The 14211-nt window shown below is 35.7% G+C and carries 12 protein-coding genes and 1 pseudogene; 5 read left to right on the forward strand and 8 right to left on the reverse strand.

The annotated features are described in order from the left end of the window. Nucleotides 1-9: 9 nt before the first annotated feature. From NMK50_RS02185 to gltX, 8 genes and pseudogenes are all read right to left on the reverse strand, one after another. Complete coding sequence (locus NMK50_RS02185; RefSeq protein ID WP_254770700.1) at nt 10-783, reverse strand: amino acid ABC transporter ATP-binding protein; 774 nt, start codon at nt 781-783, stop codon at nt 10-12. Nucleotides 784-856: 73 nt separating this feature from the next. Further along, nucleotides 857-1564: an ABC transporter permease gene (locus NMK50_RS02190; RefSeq protein WP_254770701.1), complete on the reverse strand. Its 708-nt coding sequence runs from the start codon at nt 1562-1564 to the stop codon at nt 857-859. A 4-nt stretch (nt 1565-1568) separates the two neighbouring features. After that, nucleotides 1569-2282 carry an ABC transporter permease gene (locus NMK50_RS02195; RefSeq protein WP_254770702.1) on the reverse strand — a complete coding sequence of 238 codons (714 nt, stop codon included), beginning with the start codon at nt 2280-2282 and terminating at the stop codon, nt 1569-1571. A gap of 76 nt (nt 2283-2358) precedes the next feature. Next, complete coding sequence (locus tag NMK50_RS02200) at nt 2359-3111, reverse strand: transporter substrate-binding domain-containing protein (protein ID WP_254770703.1); 753 nt, start codon at nt 3109-3111, stop codon at nt 2359-2361. A gap of 429 nt (nt 3112-3540) precedes the next feature. Continuing rightward, nucleotides 3541-4293, reverse strand: a complete 753-nt coding sequence (locus NMK50_RS02205) for a transporter substrate-binding domain-containing protein (RefSeq protein ID WP_254770704.1) — start codon at nt 4291-4293, stop codon at nt 3541-3543. A 648-nt stretch (nt 4294-4941) separates the two neighbouring features. Continuing rightward, nucleotides 4942-5570: pseudogene (locus NMK50_RS02210) on the reverse strand (integrase arm-type DNA-binding domain-containing protein); the annotation flags it as partial. Between the two features lie 557 nt (nt 5571-6127). Continuing rightward, on the reverse strand, nt 6128-7423 hold the full coding sequence (gene gltA / locus NMK50_RS02215) for a citrate synthase (RefSeq protein ID WP_254770705.1): 1296 nt from the start codon (nt 7421-7423) through the stop codon (nt 6128-6130). Nucleotides 7424-7668: 245 nt separating this feature from the next. Then, nucleotides 7669-9099 carry a glutamate--tRNA ligase gene (gene gltX, locus NMK50_RS02220; RefSeq protein ID WP_254770706.1) on the reverse strand — a complete coding sequence of 477 codons (1431 nt, stop codon included), beginning with the start codon at nt 9097-9099 and terminating at the stop codon, nt 7669-7671. 116 nt (nt 9100-9215) lie between these two features. Here gltX and NMK50_RS02225 point away from each other — a divergent pair, with 116 nt between their 5' ends. The 5 genes from NMK50_RS02225 (at nt 9216) to NMK50_RS02240 (ending at nt 14192) form a co-directional block, all read left to right on the forward strand. After that, entirely contained in the window at nt 9216-11561 is a 2346-nt protein-coding gene (locus NMK50_RS02225) for a ComEC/Rec2 family competence protein (protein ID WP_254770707.1), read from the forward strand. A gap of 297 nt (nt 11562-11858) precedes the next feature. Beyond that, nucleotides 11859-12134, forward strand: coding sequence for a hypothetical protein (locus tag NMK50_RS02230; protein WP_254770708.1), 276 nt, complete (start codon nt 11859-11861; stop codon nt 12132-12134). A gap of 379 nt (nt 12135-12513) precedes the next feature. Further along, nucleotides 12514-12579: an HNH/ENDO VII family nuclease gene (locus NMK50_RS10575; RefSeq protein ID WP_374112205.1), complete on the forward strand. Its 66-nt coding sequence runs from the start codon at nt 12514-12516 to the stop codon at nt 12577-12579. A 246-nt stretch (nt 12580-12825) separates the two neighbouring features. Beyond that, entirely contained in the window at nt 12826-13530 is a 705-nt protein-coding gene (rpiA, locus tag NMK50_RS02235) for a ribose-5-phosphate isomerase RpiA (protein ID WP_254770709.1), read from the forward strand. 104 nt (nt 13531-13634) lie between these two features. Beyond that, nucleotides 13635-14192, forward strand: coding sequence for a DUF2059 domain-containing protein (locus NMK50_RS02240; RefSeq protein ID WP_254770710.1), 558 nt, complete (start codon nt 13635-13637; stop codon nt 14190-14192). Nucleotides 14193-14211 lie beyond the last annotated feature (19 nt).

A 14211-nucleotide genomic window follows, 5' to 3' on the forward strand; every position in this document is an offset into this window, starting at 1 on the left:
TATTAATGATTAGTGTTTAATTTTAGAAAGAAAATCGTAAGCCCGTTGGCTTTTAGGATTGGTAAAAAATTTGTCAGATGCTGTATCTTCAATAATTTTTCCATTTTCTAGAAAGAGTATTCTTTCTGAGACTTTACGTGCGAAACCCATTTCGTGGGTAACACAGAGCATTGTTATACCTGTATCTGCCAATTGAACCATCACTTCTAAAACCTCTCCAACACTTTCTGGATCAAGAGCCGATGTTGGCTCATCAAAAAGCATTACTTCAGGTTCCATACAAAGTGCACGGGCAATTGCAACGCGCTGTTGTTGCCCACCAGAAAGTTGTAAAGGGTATTTTTCACAATGCTGTTCAATGCCCACATCAGTAAGATAACGAATTGCCCGTTCTTTTGCTTGTTGTTTAGAAAGTCCTTGAACAGCCATAGGTGCTAAAATACAATTTTGTATAACGCTCATATGGGGAAACAAGTTAAAATTTTGAAAGACCATCCCTATTTTACGTAGGACATTTTTTTGTTGGCATAAAGGAGCAGTGTGAATGTCAATATTATGGATGCAAATTGAACCTTTTTGTGCTTTTTCCAATTGATTAATACAACGAATCAACGTTGATTTTCCTGATCCGGAAGGTCCACAGATAACGATGCGTTCACCAGTTTTAACCTCGAAATTAATATCGTAAAGGACTTGAAAATCTCCGTACCATTTATTTAAATTCTGAATAGAAATTACAGATTTTTTACTAGTATAGTCAGATTTATTATTTTCAAAATTCATCTTGTTGTATTCTTTCGTTGATAAATAAATTAATTTAACATTTTGATTTTGTAGAGTTTTTTATGCGTTTTATTTACCGTAAATATCGGGTTAAACGATATTCAATAAAAACAATAAAACGATGAATAAGTTCAACGATCAGAAGATAGATAAGAGCAACCCAAACGTAAACTTGAAAATCAAATGTTCGTGAATAAGTGAGTTTGGCAATTCCCATTAAATCATAAACAGTAATGAGTGAGGCAATAGCACTGGATTTAATCATTAAAATAACTTCATTTCCTAAAGGGCGTAATGCTACGATCATGGCTTGCGGAAGAATAACTTTAAAAAATGTGACTGAACTGCTTAATCCTAAAGCTTTTGACGCTTCACGTTGTCCAGTTTTCACAGATAAAAAACTTCCTTTAAAGATTTCAGATTGATAAGCAGCAGAATTGAGTGAAAAAACAAAAAGACAACAATACCATGCATTTTGAAAGAACCACCATAAACCAACCTGTTGCCAGAAGTGATTCATAGAACCAAGGCCGTAATAAAAAAGGAACAGTTGGGCTAATAAAGGAGAGCCACGAAAAAAATAAACATAAATCTCTGCAAGATACCGTAAAAACTTATTATCTGATAAACGAGCAAATGCGATAAGCATACCGAGAAAAAAACCAATGGAGCAAGCAATAAAAACAAGCTCAAAAGTAACAATGAAGCCATCAATAAATTTTGGACCATAACGATGCAAAAGAGCAGGATTACAAAGGAAATGAAGCCATTCAGGAATCATCCGCTTAAACCTTTCGATATCCTGCTTGAGTATATATTTCCAAAGAGCGCAGGATTGTAGAAAAAAATGCTGAAAATAATAAATAGAGTAAGCATGCGACAAGATAAAACAACATAGGTTTATCGGTAGCAGCAACTGCTAAATTTGTTTGTCGCATGAGATCAACAAGTGAAATCGTTGACACGAGCGATGTATCTTTGAGTAAAGTAAGCCAATTATTAGAAAGTCCTGGCAAAGCATTTCGGATGAGCTGAGGAAAGACAATATGAAAAAACGTGGTTGAGTTTGAAAATCCTAAAGCTTTAGCCGCTTCATATTGCCCTTTATCAAAGATGTTAAATGCTCCAAGCCAAACTTCACAAGAAAAGGCAGCCAAAACCATGCTAAGTGCGAGAACACCGGCGATAAAAGCATTGATACTGAATATTATTTCAAGATTAAAATAATCAAGAACAATTTGAATAATATTTTGCAATCCATAATACACTAAAAATAAGGTTAAAAGTTCTGGTAAGGCGCGAAATACGGATGAAAAGAGGGTTGCTACAACTCTAGCAATTTTAATATTAGAACGAATCATCACTGCACTTAGGAGACCAAGAGGAAGCCCTAAGAGCCCACAGCATAAAGCCAATGATAATGTCATACCCGCACTAGAAAGTATAACGATACCCCATCCACCATTGCTAAATGATAGCAATGCTAAATTTTCAATCATGCTTGCTCTCCTCACAAAGAGTTAGACAGTATTTTTAAGAAATAAAGAGTTTGTTTAATTTTAGTCTCATGGATATTTAATCAATATCATCTGTAAAATATTTTTGCATAATTTTTTTATAAGTTCCGTCCAAATGGATTTCTTTTATTGCCTTATTAAATTTGTTTTTAAGGTCATTGTTATTTTGACGCAATGCAATTGCGATAGGAAAATTTGTTTCTTCCAGAGTTCCTAGAAGATGGCAGCAATTTTTTCCTTCATTTTTGAGCCAGTTTAATGCTTGTAGTTTATCAACAATGACGACATCAAGCCGACGATTTAAAAGATCACGATTAACTTCTATTGTTGAAGGATAGAGCTTAATATTTATTCCTTCAGAGGCATAATGATCTTCTGCATAGGCGGCTTGTGTTGTATTCGATTGCACACCAAGGTTTTTCCCTTTAAAGGCTTCAGCTGAGATCTCTTTAATTTCTGTATCTTTGCTCACAATGACAGCTAATGCTGTGTGATAATAGGGATCTGTAAAATCAATTTTTTGTAAGCGTTCTTGTGTGAGAGCAAGGGAAGCAACGATGGCATCATATTTTTTTGAGAGAAGTCCAGGAATCATTCCTTCAAAGTCTTGGGTATTAATCATGCATTCAATATTCATTTTTTCACAAAGTGCGTGAGATATATCAACATCAAAACCTTGAAGTTTGTTATTTGAATCAATGTAGCTAAATGGAGGGTAGGAACCTTCAGTTGCAATTTTCAGCGTCTGAGCATTGGCACATTGATTGAAAAGTGTTGCGCTTATTATAAGAACTATTTTAAATAATTTCATTCTGTTCTCCTATTGGATAAGCGGGCGAATATGAGATTGTTATAAGTTTTTTTATAGTCTGTAATTTCTTTTGCTCGCAATGAAAAAATGTACGAACGCTTATTGGATATCATGACGATGAACATCTTTTTATGAATATAGCCTTGATAAACGTTGCAACAGCATAGCTCTTTGATTGTTCATATTACAGTTTCCTTTTCATGAAATGATGTATTTTTACTCTTTTCTTTACAAGAACCAAAAATATAGCTTTAAATAAAGGCTCTTCAATTGAAGATCGAAGAATATTTTAGAGATCAGAAAGATAAAAATAAACTATTGCCATCATCATTGGTATTATAAAAAGCTTCAATATCGATAAGCATACGAGAATGAACTTTTTATAAATGTGAATGTGTTAGAAATAAACGATTCATTTCAATTGGATATTTAATAAATATCAACTGTAAAATATTTTTTCATAATGTTATCATAAGTCCCATCCAAGCGAATTTCTTTTATCGCCTTATTAAATTTATTTTTAAGATCATGATTGTTTTGACGCAGTGCGATTGCAATGGGAAATTTTGCCTCTTCCAGAGTTCCTAGCAGTTGGCAGCAATCTTTTCCTTCATTTTCAAGCCAATTTAGAGCTTGTATCTTATCGACAATAATAACATCAAGCCGACGGCTTAAAAGATCACGATTCACCTCTATTATTGTAGGATAGAGTTTAATATTTGCTCCTTCAGGGGCATAATGATCTTCTGCATATGCAGCTTGTGTTGTATTTGATTGCACACCAAGATTTTTCCCTTTAAAGGTTTCAGCTGAAACCTCTTTAATTTCTGAATCTTTACTCACAATGACAGCTAATGCTGTATGATAATAGGGATCTGTAAAATCAATTTTTTGTAAGCGCTCTTTTGTAGGAGCAAGAGAAGAGATAATAGCATCGTATTTTTTGGCAAGAAGACCGGGGATCATTCCTTCAAAGTTTTGCGTGATGAGAGTACATTCAACGTTCATTTTTTTACAAAGTGCATAAGAGATATCAATATCAAAACCTTGAAGTTTGTTATTGGAATCAATATAACTAAATGGAGGATAGGAAGCATCACTCGCAATTTTCAGCGTTTGAGCATTGGCAGATTGATTGAAGAATGTTGCGCTTATTATAAGAGCTATAGTTAATAATTTCATTCTGTTCTCCTATTGATAAGCGAGCGAATATCAGATTGTCATCAATTTTTATAATCTGTAAGCTCTTCTGGAGCAATTCAAAAATTTATGCGTGTTCTATTTTGCTATTATTTTCATGGCTGTTTTTATCAATAAAAAATTTATTGATTTCTAAAATACGGATTTAGCTTTCAAGAAAAATTACTCAATTTAAAGATAAAGAAGATTTTGGATATGAGAAAAACATAAGGAAAATATTATGTCATCATTGGTATTATAAAATTCTTAGATGTCCAGCGAGAAATAGAAAAATTGATTTTTTGAACGGAGTGAACGTTTTTCTTTAAGAAAAACACATTACCTAACAGATAATTCTAAGAGTCATTCTTGAGACACGATGGTTAGTTATACAATGATTCTTCTTGTAGCACTTTATTAGGTTAATATATTGATTTATAATAGTTTATCGTTTTTCATGTTGAATGAGAGACACGAATATCCTCAGATTTTCTCATTCCAAATCTGTTTATATTGAAGCAATCAAAACCATCTCCTTGCACATCACAAGAGGGATTATCGCGTGGGTAAAGAAGAAAGGAGTAAAAATGCCTTTAATGAATCGTCAGAATGGGAGGAGTGTCACAACTATTGGTGAAGCGTTTTTTTGTATATAGCAGGCATGTTTTTGGTTTTATGGCGTTGTTTACCTAAATAAAGCTCGTGCTTTTTCTGTCACTTGTAAATCAATATCCAAAACCAATGCAGCAGTATGTTTAAGACAAGGATTAAGGCGGCTTAGTGCTTTATGGGTAGCCCCAACTTTTGTATGCCAGATGGGAGCAAGTGCATTGCGTATATCGGTTTGGGTAATTTCTGAAATTGGTAAACAGCTTAATTTTGGCAAAATATGAAGTTTTAAAGGTAAAAACCAATACCCAGCCTCACCATCTCCTTTTAATTTTTCTTTACGGCTTTCAAAAGTATCCAAAGCAATATCTTTTAAATAATGCAGATTACGCATTGCTTCACGCTTTTGTTTCTCATGTTCGTTTAATGGGGTTACGACCCTCACGTAAAACAGAACACCATTAGTTACACATTCACGCGCTTGCTTTAAAGAGACATCTCTTAAGGCCCCCAAGCCCATTTCACAACGGCGCCCGTAGATGGTATACCGGTAAATCCATTGCGCGCCACCATCTTTACGTTTGTGCAGTAACAAGTCGGCGCCATCATACTATTTACCAGCCTCCAATGTTGCGACAGCCCTTGGTATTTAGACGATTCATAAGAGATATTTTTACTCCTTTATTTAGAGTTTTTTATCCACACAATAATCCCACTTGTAATGTGCAAGGGGATGGTTTTGATTGATTCAACATAAGAGGATTTGAAATGAGGGAATCTTACAATATTCGGGGGTCTAATTCAACATGTAAAACGATGAATTATATTTATAAATCAATGAGTTGTCTTGCATAGGAAAGCTTTTAGAGTGTGTTTTATTTTTTACCAATTTTCTGCAAAGAGATAGAAAATGTTTGGCGTATGGTTATCAACAGCGTTTTACTAGTTTTTTGAGAAATTATTTTGAGAGAAAGACAGCAAAATTCTTAATATTTTTGAGTTTAATACACAATAATTCTGATATATCTGTGTAGGGAAGAGTAGGGGACGCATCCAATTGAGAACAAGAAGCATAAGTTAAAGTTTTTTGCACAATTTTTATAAGAGTATTCTCTTTGCAAAAAGAACTTTAAAATCAAAATTTATAAAAACACTTTTAGATTGTTGCATTTAATTACCTACAACAAAGCTCCAATAAAGCGGAGCTTTGTTGGTTTGGTTATTTTGTTTAATTCATACGTTTATCTATAGGAACATATTCACGCATGGCGTATCCTGTATAGAGTTGACGAGGACGACCAATCTTTTGTGCTGGATCTTCAATCATTTCTTTCCATTGTGCAACCCAACCGACACTACGTGCTAATGCAAAAAGAACAGTAAACATTTGGGTTGGAAAACCTAAGGCTTTTAATGTAATTCCAGAATAGAAATCAACATTTGGATAAAGCTTTTTTTCAACAAAATATTCGTCATTTAAGGCGATTTTTTCAAGTTCTATAGCGATATCAAGCAGTGGATCATCTTGAATATTCAATTCTTTTAAAACTTCATGGCAGGTTTTTTGCATGATTTTTGCGCGTGGATCATAATTTTTATAGACACGATGACCAAATCCCATGAGGCGGAAAGGATCATTTTTATCTTTGGCCCGGGCAATAAATTCAGGAATTCTTTTAACGGAACCTATTTCTTGTAGCATCTTTAGGCATGCTTCATTGGCGCCACCATGCGCTGGTCCCCAAAGACAGGCAACACCTGCAGCAATACATGCAAACGGATTAGCACCCGAAGAGCCTGCAAGACGTACAGTGGATGTGGAAGCATTTTGCTCATGATCTGCATGGAGGATAAAGATTCGATCCATTGCTCGAATGAGTACAGGATTGGTTTTGTATTCTTCACAAGGAACAGAAAAACACATACGGAGGAAATTTGCGGCATAACTAAGATCATTACGCGGATAAACAAAAGCTTGCCCGATACTGTATTTATAGGCCATTGCGGCAAGAGTTGGAACCTTTGAAATGAGACGAACAGAAGCAATCATTCTCTGTTGAGGATCTGTAATATCAATAGAGTCGTGATAGAATGCAGACATAGCGCCAAGGCATGCAACCATGACAGCCATAGGATGGGAGTCGCGACGAAATCCATGAAAAAACCGCGCAAACTGTTCGTGCACCATCGTGTGTTGCATAATACAACGGTCAAAGTCATTTTTCTCTTGTTTTGTTGGAAGTTCACCATAAAGCAAAAGATAACAGCTTTCGAGAAAGTCTCCTTTTTCAGCCAGTTGGTCGATAGGATAACCACGATAGAGCAATACCCCTTCATTCCCATCAATATAAGTGATTTTTGATTCACAAGAAGCAGTTGAGGTAAAACCAGGATCGTATGTAAAGGTTTCAGCTTTTTTATAGAGAGAAGCAATCTCAATCACATCAGGACCAATGGTACCTTTACGCATTGGAAGTTCTATTTTTTTATCATTTATTATAATGTGTGCTGTATTCTCAGACATTAGACATTCCTTTCAGATCCCTCGCTTCTAAAATCAAGATTTCGCTTCACCCGATAGGAAGCTATATAATTGAAATTCCTCCTATCTTATTGAAAAATAGATTTACTCTAAAAGTTTGCTCGTGCAATCTAAAAAGTATTTTTATTTGCAATTTTAGCAAATACATCTTTCAATGATTTGAGAGAGAAGACAACTCTCGGTTTTTGTGGAAGCGTTTGTATGTGCATACTCATTTAGTTAATAAATTATGTATATGTTGTTTTGTCAAGTTGGTCATTGATGCGGTTAAGAGATTCATCGCGTCCCAATAGAATAAGGACATCGAAAACTCCAGGCGATGTTGTGCGTCCTGTGAGAGCTGCTCGAACGGGTAGGGCAAGAGATCCGAATTTGAGATCTTGTGTTTTTGCATAAGATCGGAGAGCTTTATCTAGTGTTTCGGTATCCCAAGAGGGGCATGCTTTCAGGACAAGATAAAGATCATTTAAGATAGCTTGACCATTTTTGTCTAGGAGTGTTTGCGCTTTTTCGTCAACCTGTAATGGCCGTTTTGTAAAAATGAATGAGGCATTATCAATAAGTTCGCACAGTGTTTTTGAACGTTCTTTTAAACTTGGTATAGCTTTTAAAAATTGAGCACGGCATTGTTCATCAAGTCTTTCCATTACTTGTAAGCCCCCTTCAATTTCTGGTAAAAGATTAAGAGCAGCTTTAAAAAGTTCTTGATCATTGCTTGTGCGTATGTAATGTCCATTGATAGCGTCGAGCTTTTTGAGATCAAAACGTGCAGCACCTTTATTGATATCATTGATATCAAACCAAGAGATCATTTCTTCGATTGACATGAGTTCATCATTGCCATGACTCCAGCCTAGACGGACGAGATAATTGCGCAAAGCAGCAGGAAGGTATCCCATTGTGCGATAGGCGTCGACACTTAATGCACCATGCCGTTTTGACAATTTTGCACCATTTTCACCATGGATAAGTGGAATATGTGCCATCACAGGAATATCCCACTCCATTGCATTGAAGATGATTATTTGGCGGGCTGCATTTGTGAGATGATCATCACCACGTATGATATGTGTTACTCCCATATCATGATCGTCAACAACGACGGCATGCATATAGGTAGGAGAACCATCGGAACGCAAAATAATAAAGTCATCCAAATCCTTATTAGGAAAGTGGACATTACCTTGAACACGGTCATGCACAATTGTTTCCCCATCTTGGGGTGCTTTGATACGAATAACAGGTTTGACACCTTTAGGAGCTTGAGAAATATCACGATCTCGCCAACGTCCATCGTAACGTGGTGGGCGACCTTCTGCGCGGGCATTTTCACGCATTTCAGCTAATTCTTCGGGAGAAGCATAGCAATAATAAGCTTTGCCATCTTTTACCAATTGTTTAGCGACTTGGCGATGACGTTCTGCGCGTTCAAATTGTGAAATAGGAATACCGTCATAACTCAGTTCCATCCAGTGCAAGCTCTCTATGATAGCTTTTACAGCTGCTTCTGTTGAACGTTCTCGATCGGTATCTTCAATTCGTAGAAGCATTTTGCCACCAGTATGTTTTGCATAAAGCCAATTAAACAGAGCGGTACGGGCACCTCCAATATGAAGGAAGCCTGTTGGTGAGGGGGCAAAGCGGGTAATAACGGACACGGATATCTCCCTTTAAAATTAAGATGTTATTTATAGAACTTTATGGAAAGATTATGTTAGCATAGGTGGTAGGGTGTGCAATAGCAGCATTGCAAGTTAAAGTGGGGGATTTGCAGATGTTTAATCATAATAAAGTTAAGAATGCTTTATTCATAAGCGATGTGTCAAAAAGAAAAGAATTAACTCTCCTCTGGAAAAATGCTTTTTCTTTCGTTTATCCTTGTCGTGTAAACAGAAACCGTTGTAACCAACAAAAGATTTTTTTATTGTCACCTGTAAAAGAAGCAATAACTTTTTTCTGGAAGTGGTTGGTAGATTGTATAAACAAAGAAATCTCTTTTGGAATTCTTTTTTCATTAATTTTAGTCTTTTTTTCTACAGGTATTCTTTTTTATTTTAATTTAGAGCAAGAGCCAAGTTGGGGACAATTTGGTGTGCTGATGAGTCTCTTTCTTGGAATGCTCTATATTTTTCGTTTTTATCGGAGAATATGGATTATTACCGGATTTCTGTTTTGTATTGTATTGGGCGCTTTGATTGCAAAGATAGAAACATGGCGTATCTCTACACCAATGTTGAGTAGAGATATCGTCACTACGTTAACAGGAAGAGTTGTTTCTATTGAGTTAAGACCAAAAGGGAAAACGCGTTTAGTTTTAGATGTTTTGAAAACAGAAAAACCAGTATTACACCATGCTCCTTATCGTGTTCATTTGTCAGTAAGGCATTTACCCTATAGCCTTGCAATTGGTGATGGACTCTATGGAAAAGTAAAATTCCGTGCATTATCTGGTCCGGTGCGTCCAGGAAGCTATGATTTTAGTTTCCATAATTATTTTAAAGGAATTGGTGCTCAGGGAATTTACTTGGGAAAACCAATGAAAATATCAGTTTCACAGCCCAATAAAATATTAAGTATACTCCTACAAAAAATTGAAAATTTACGGACCAACATGACACAAAGAATCCGTAGTGCAATTGAGCAAGAGAAGGGTAGCGTCGCAGCTGCTCTGATAACAGGACAGCGAGGTGGAATTTCAAATGAGACAAACGAAGCATTGCGTACGGCTGGATTAGCACATATTTTATCAATATCAGGTTTGCATATGGCTTTGTTAAGTGGCATAGTCCTTATAAGTATCCGTAGCTTTTTGGCACTTTTCCCAGTGTTTTCATCCTATTATTCCGCCAAAAAATTTGCAGCTATTGCTGCATTAATGATGACAGCTTTTTATTTGTTACTCTCTGGCATGGCTATATCAGCACAGAGAAGTTTTGTAATGATTGCTGTTATGTTGGTTGCTGTATTGTGTAATCGTTCCGCTGTAACAATGCGTAATTTTTCTATTGCTGGTTTGATAACTTTGGCTATTAAGCCGCATGAAATATTAGGTCCCAGCTTTCAAATGTCTTTTTCTGCAACAGCAGCTTTGATTGCGTTTTTTGATTGGTGGAGTGAGAGAGCCTTTTTTCGTAAAAGAAAAACAACACCTTCTTATGTTGGAGGTGGAGTGATTCATTTTGCATTTTTATCGATATTTTCAATATGTGCATCTTCTTTTATAGCAGGAACGGCCAGTGGAATTTATGCTGCCTATCATTTTTCCAATATCGCATTTTACAGCATTATCAGTAACGTTTTAGCTTTGCCGATAGTATCAATCCTCATCATACCTTTTGGATTAATAGCAGTCCTTGCCATGTTTTGGGGTCTTGAATGGCTGCCGCTTCAAATTATGGGGTTTGGTGTTGGTCTTGTGATAAAAATTGCTCATGCTATAAAAGATATTTCTCCTGATTTAAATCCTGGATTTATGCCGTTGTCTGCATTTGTTTTATTGAGCATAGGTTTGGTTGGACTGATTTTTTGTAAAACATCTATCAAGTTCTTTTTTAGTTTTTTTATTTTAGCTGGTATTTATGTTTGCTTGATGCATTCACCGGTACAACTAATCGTAGCAGACAATATGAAGCTTGTGGGTGTTATCAATGAAAAGAAATTATCTATTGATCGTTACCATATTTCTAAGTTCACAACGTCTATATGGGAAAAATCATTTCGTATAAATGAGACTATCAAACCAACAAAATATGGTCCTTCCTTTAAGGGACAATTCATTTGTAATCATTCTATGTGTGCATCTTTATTAGAAAATGGTTCGAGAGTGATTGTGTTGCGTGAAAAGGTAGATCAATGCGTAGATGCAGACATTATAATTACGGCATTTGCAATGAATAATCAGTTATGCAACAAAAAAGCGAAAATAAAATTTACTCTCCGAAATTTTTTATTACGAGGAAGCATGATGATGAGCAAAAATGGAGTTATCACTTGGTCTTCAAAGGGATTTTATAGACCGTGGAATAAGCATAGGCAATATTCACAAAAATTATATAATCATCATACCCTTCTTCTTATCCCAGATAAGAACAGAATAGAAAATGATAGGTCATTTTTCTGATGATGCTTTGTCCTTTTTATTATGGAGTCATCTATTCTATTAATGATTTACGGTTTTTCAAAAAGCAGACAACCTTTTTAATATCGAGATAATGTATAATTTTGCAGCAGTGTTCAACACGCGCAGAGGGAAAAAATGAGCGGAATGTTCAGATGAGTGGTGCCGAAGAGACGTTGAAGAAAAATGGTATGAGATTGATGACGAACAAGGTAACATTTTTGTGACAGGTACAGCGGTTGATTTTATTTTTGCTACCGGAAAGGAATATATGCTCTAGCTGATGGCGTAGTAAAAAGAGTGGAAGAAACAGTTGGCACTCGAATTGAGTGTGATAAAACGGTTATTAAAGGCATTGAAACAACGTTATCTTGGGTCACGAGTGGACATGTGATTGATGATGTTTTGGTAGGTACGGACTCATTTTTTGGAAATGTTGGTCAATTCTGTGCCGGTATCAAGAATTTCTTGTCGGGTAGACGCCGAAAGATGATCAGCCGATTAAAACAGACAGAGAAAACTTCTCGTCCGCACCCCACACTTTTTAACAAGAGTTTTTGGCAAAAAATATGGTAGCGGAACAATTCCTAAAAACTTATACCTTAGGATCGTAAAAACTCCTAAAAGCGCAGTTGTTCTGTCCAAAGAAGAGACAAAAGCAAAGCAGTTCATCTATGCTTTGATTAAGTAATTTTTTTCAGAAAAGAGTAACTTCGCTTATAGTTTAATCGCATCCAATGGCAACATTGCATGCGAGGTGATGGTCTTTAAATTCGCTACCAAGAAAACTTCACCCAAATTGTTGCTAAGGAAAAAAGTTTTGGTTAAAAAAATACTCAATTTACCGATAGCAAAGGGGGACAACAAACAAAGTTCATCAGAGAGATGGTTTGTTTGATCTTTACAGAATTTCTTTCTGGATGGTAAAAAAGTGTAGGGCATAAAGATTGAGAGAATGAAAACAGGGAGAGCACCCATTGGTTTCGATAATGAACCCATTAATTTGCATCACATATTGTAAAGACAAGCGCGTTCTATAGCAATATTGAGTGCATTTTATCAACAAGGATAAATTTTAAATTATTGTCTATGAAAAAAAAGATAAAATTGTTAATTATTCTATTTTATTGTTATCATATTTTATAATAATTAACAATTTTTCAGCAAAAAGGTGGCGAATAAATTTACGGCAGATTGGTGCAATAAGCTGCTTTTTTATCAATCTGTCATAAACAATCATTAGATTGGTACAAAGGTAAAGTGATTGATGGATGTTCAGCAGTTAAAAAAAATGGCAGCCGCTAAAGCGCTCGAGTTTGTTAAAGATGGTATGCGGCTTGGTATAGGCTCTGGTTCGACAGTAAATGAATTTATTAGCCTTCTTGGTGAGCGTGTTGCGGGTGGTTTGCAGGTGACGGGTGTTGCTACCTCATTGTATTCCGAGCAGCTTTGCCGTCAGTTTGGGGTTCCTGTTACTACGTTAGAACACATACCTGAACTTGATCTCGATATTGATGGAGCAGATGAGATTGGACCACAGATGTCTCTCATTAAAGGGGGTGGGGGGGCATTGTTGCGTGAAAAAATTGTAGCGTCTGCATCTCGTACAATGCTTGTTATTGCTGACGAAACAAAGATAGTAAAAACGCTTGGTGCTTTTGCTTTGCCTATTGAAGTCGATCCATTTGGTATGCATGTGACACGCAAAGCTATTGGAAAAGCAGCTGATGATCTAGGGCTTTCTGGAGAAATTGTTTTACGAATGAATGGAGAAAATCCTTTTGAAACAGATGGTGGGCACTTCATTTTTGATGCATTTTGGGGGCATATTGTGCAGCCAAAATTATTATCGAATGCACTCCTTGCAATTCCTGGTGTTATCGAACATGGTCTTTTCTTAGGATTAGCTTCGTGTGCAATTGTAGCGATGGCTGATGGTCAAATAAAAGTTTTAGAATCCTTTAATTTTTAGAGAAAACAGTTTACACATGGTGATCTGTTTGCACAATTAAAGGTTAGGGATTTTGAATAAAATAACGAATTTGAATTATAATTAATTATCGGGATAATCATTAAATGAAAAAAATATTTTCTTATCAGCGTTTTACTGTATCTTTTGGTGCAATTACCATTTTATTTATGAATATTGCCATGGGGTATGCACAAGGTGTAAGTGATCAACATTTAGATTCAGCGAGAAAGGCTATTAGTGCTATTCACGCAACGGATCAGTTTGATAATTTTTTACCGAATGCAGCACATGATCTCAAAAATGAACTTATCAGCGATGATCCTAATTTAGCAACGGCTATTTCTGATATTGTTGACAAACAAGCGCTTGCTTTGGTTAAACGGCGCTCTGATTTAGAAAAAGAGATTGCTCACGTATATGCAAAATATTTTACTCAAAAAGAACTTGATGCCATTACAGCTTTTTATAGTTCTGATACCGGTAAAAAGTTTTTAACAGAAGTTCCAAATATTGCACGTGATGCTTATTCTACATTTGATACATGGCGCTCTTCTCTTATGCAGGATCTTATAAAAAATGTAAAAAAAGAGATGTCTGAGACACTTAATTTGAACAATTCTATTACACCCACAAAACTAGACGCTTCAAAAAATAAAAAATAGTTTGATTTCATTCCAATGA

The sequence above is a fragment of the Bartonella harrusi genome (genome assembly GCF_024297065.1).
Taxonomy (GTDB): domain Bacteria; phylum Pseudomonadota; class Alphaproteobacteria; order Rhizobiales; family Rhizobiaceae; genus Bartonella; species Bartonella harrusi.

Coding starts and splice junctions, on each gene's coding strand:
- NMK50_RS02185 (WP_254770700.1), bottom strand. CDS start 783: ATGAATTTTGAAAATAATAAATCTGACTATACTAGTAAAAAATCTGTA.
- NMK50_RS02190 (WP_254770701.1), bottom strand. CDS start 1,564: ATGATTCCTGAATGGCTTCATTTCCTTTGTAATCCTGCTCTTTTGCAT.
- NMK50_RS02195 (WP_254770702.1), bottom strand. CDS start 2,282: ATGATTGAAAATTTAGCATTGCTATCATTTAGCAATGGTGGATGGGGT.
- NMK50_RS02200 (WP_254770703.1), bottom strand. CDS start 3,111: ATGAAATTATTTAAAATAGTTCTTATAATAAGCGCAACACTTTTCAAT.
- NMK50_RS02205 (WP_254770704.1), bottom strand. CDS start 4,293: ATGAAATTATTAACTATAGCTCTTATAATAAGCGCAACATTCTTCAAT.
- gltA (WP_254770705.1), bottom strand. CDS start 7,423: ATGTCTGAGAATACAGCACACATTATAATAAATGATAAAAAAATAGAA.
- NMK50_RS02225 (WP_254770707.1), top strand. CDS start 9,216: ATGTTTAATCATAATAAAGTTAAGAATGCTTTATTCATAAGCGATGTG.
- rpiA (WP_254770709.1), top strand. CDS start 12,826: ATGGATGTTCAGCAGTTAAAAAAAATGGCAGCCGCTAAAGCGCTCGAG.
- NMK50_RS02240 (WP_254770710.1), top strand. CDS start 13,635: ATGAAAAAAATATTTTCTTATCAGCGTTTTACTGTATCTTTTGGTGCA.